Here is a 1700-nt window from a genome sequence, read left to right as displayed (position 1 = left end):
GATCCTAGACGCATTGCACAGATGGCGGACGCATTCTCTCGTGCGCTGGACGTCGATCCGCGTCGCCTGCTCGACCAGGCGTACGCTTATGGGTGCCTTTCCGCAGCTTGGAACGCGGATGGAGTAGAGGAGCAACGCGATCTAGCTATCGCGGCCGCGATCAAGCAGGTGCGACAGACGTCATACTAGATATCAAGCGACTTCTCCTATCCCCTGGGAACACATCAATCTTACCGGAGAATATCGTTGGCCAAAGCCTTAGCGTAGGATTTCGCCCTCTCCCGCAAACGACCCCTTCTTGGGGTTTATCACGGGCCGGCATCCGTCAGCCCAGCGTCGGTCCTTTGTAGGTTTTCTGCGGCTGGCGCTCCAGCTCCAGTGTTTTCTGATACTCATTCTCCCCCTGCCGGAACTCGGTGGCATTCAGTTCCCGGACAAGCGGCGCAGCTGCTCGCTTAAACTCAGCACCTGCGTGCTCAAGTCCGACACGCGCTCGTTCAGCACCGCGTTCTCCCGTTGCATAAGCCCAGACATCTTCTGCCATTCCGCGAAGGCGCTCTCCCATTCGTCCAGCCTTTGCGAGTAGTCCTGATGTAGCTGCTCTAATGCGGTCAGCAACTGCTTTTCCAGCTCTGTCATTTTCCGCTACTCCTGTTTCAGGCGGATCCAGGTCGTCCCGTCGTAGGGGATGGCTTCGGCTTGCATCCCCGGCGGCAGGATAAGGAACCTCCGGCCGTCGCTGCTCTCCTGATAGCGCACTCCCCACGTCCGGGCAGTCATTTTCGCCAGGGTATCTTCCTGCTGACGAAGATGTGTGTAATTGTCGGTTATCTGCTGCCCCTGCCACCACAGAATGCTCCCGCTCGTGGCGATCAGCAGCGCTGACACCATCAGGATGGTGAGCCATGCCCTCCCGGCTGTCAGCAGCACGCTCCGCCGGTTTTTCTCCATCGCCTCGCTCATACTCTGTTCGTGGGCGCTGATGGCGTCGCTGATTCTCCTCGCGCTTGCGCTCAGTTCCGCTCTGACAGACTGCTCGTGCTCGCTGAATGCGGCTTTCAGCATCTCGCCGGTACTCTGCTGCTGCGCTTTCGATTTCTGCTCCAAGTCCTTCGCCAGCGTTAAAAGACTGCTCATAGATGGCTCCCTTCAGTCGGATGTTTCGCCCCCCGTCCGGGTCGGCAATGCTGATGCTGCTTTTCGTGCTGCGCACCACCTCAAAACCTGCGCTTTCCAGCGCCTCAGTGACGTCCTGACGGGTTTTCAGCTCCCCGGATGAGGCAAGGGCAAGCAGGCCGCGCGTAATCGCCTGGGCAGCTTCCTGCTTCGCTTCCGGCAGCGCGGACGGCGTGACCAGCGCCCGCCGGTTTTCCGGCGCGTTCGGGTCGTGCAGCCCCAGCCGGCCGTTGACCACCGTCTGCCAGGCATCGATGCGCGGCCGGTCGGCGCGGTCGTAGTACGGCTGGAGCCGCCTGCCGGTCAGCAGCTCGGTATTGGGGATCAGAAAGTTCAGCTCCAGACGCCCCTTGTCCGCGTGCTCCACCCACAGAATGCTGTACTGATCTTTATCGAGGCCGGGCATCAGAACACGCTCGAAGCTGGCCATCAGTTTTTCCCGCTGGCCGGGAGCCCGATCAGACACCGCAAACCACATAACGCCCGAGGTGTAATTCATCTAGTAATGCGACACAAAAAACAGC

At 60.0% G+C, this 1700-nt stretch carries 2 protein-coding genes; one reads left to right on the top strand and one right to left on the bottom strand.

Annotated elements, in window-relative coordinates:
* The coding region (locus tag ACWGO0_RS37365; protein WP_453544881.1) for an aminoglycoside phosphotransferase family protein at nt 1-189 on the top strand (189 nt) is incomplete at its 5' end.
* A 136-nt stretch (nt 190-325) separates the two neighbouring features.
* On the opposite strand, the gene mbeA is transcribed toward ACWGO0_RS37365, so the two are convergent.
* Nucleotides 326-1675, bottom strand: coding sequence for a plasmid mobilization relaxase MbeA (gene mbeA / locus ACWGO0_RS37360; RefSeq protein ID WP_453544880.1), 1350 nt, complete (start codon nt 1673-1675; stop codon nt 326-328).
* Nucleotides 1676-1700 lie beyond the last annotated feature (25 nt).

The organism is Streptomyces sp. NPDC055749 (genome assembly GCF_053617235.1).
This window is presented reverse-complemented; position numbering and strand designations above follow the sequence as displayed.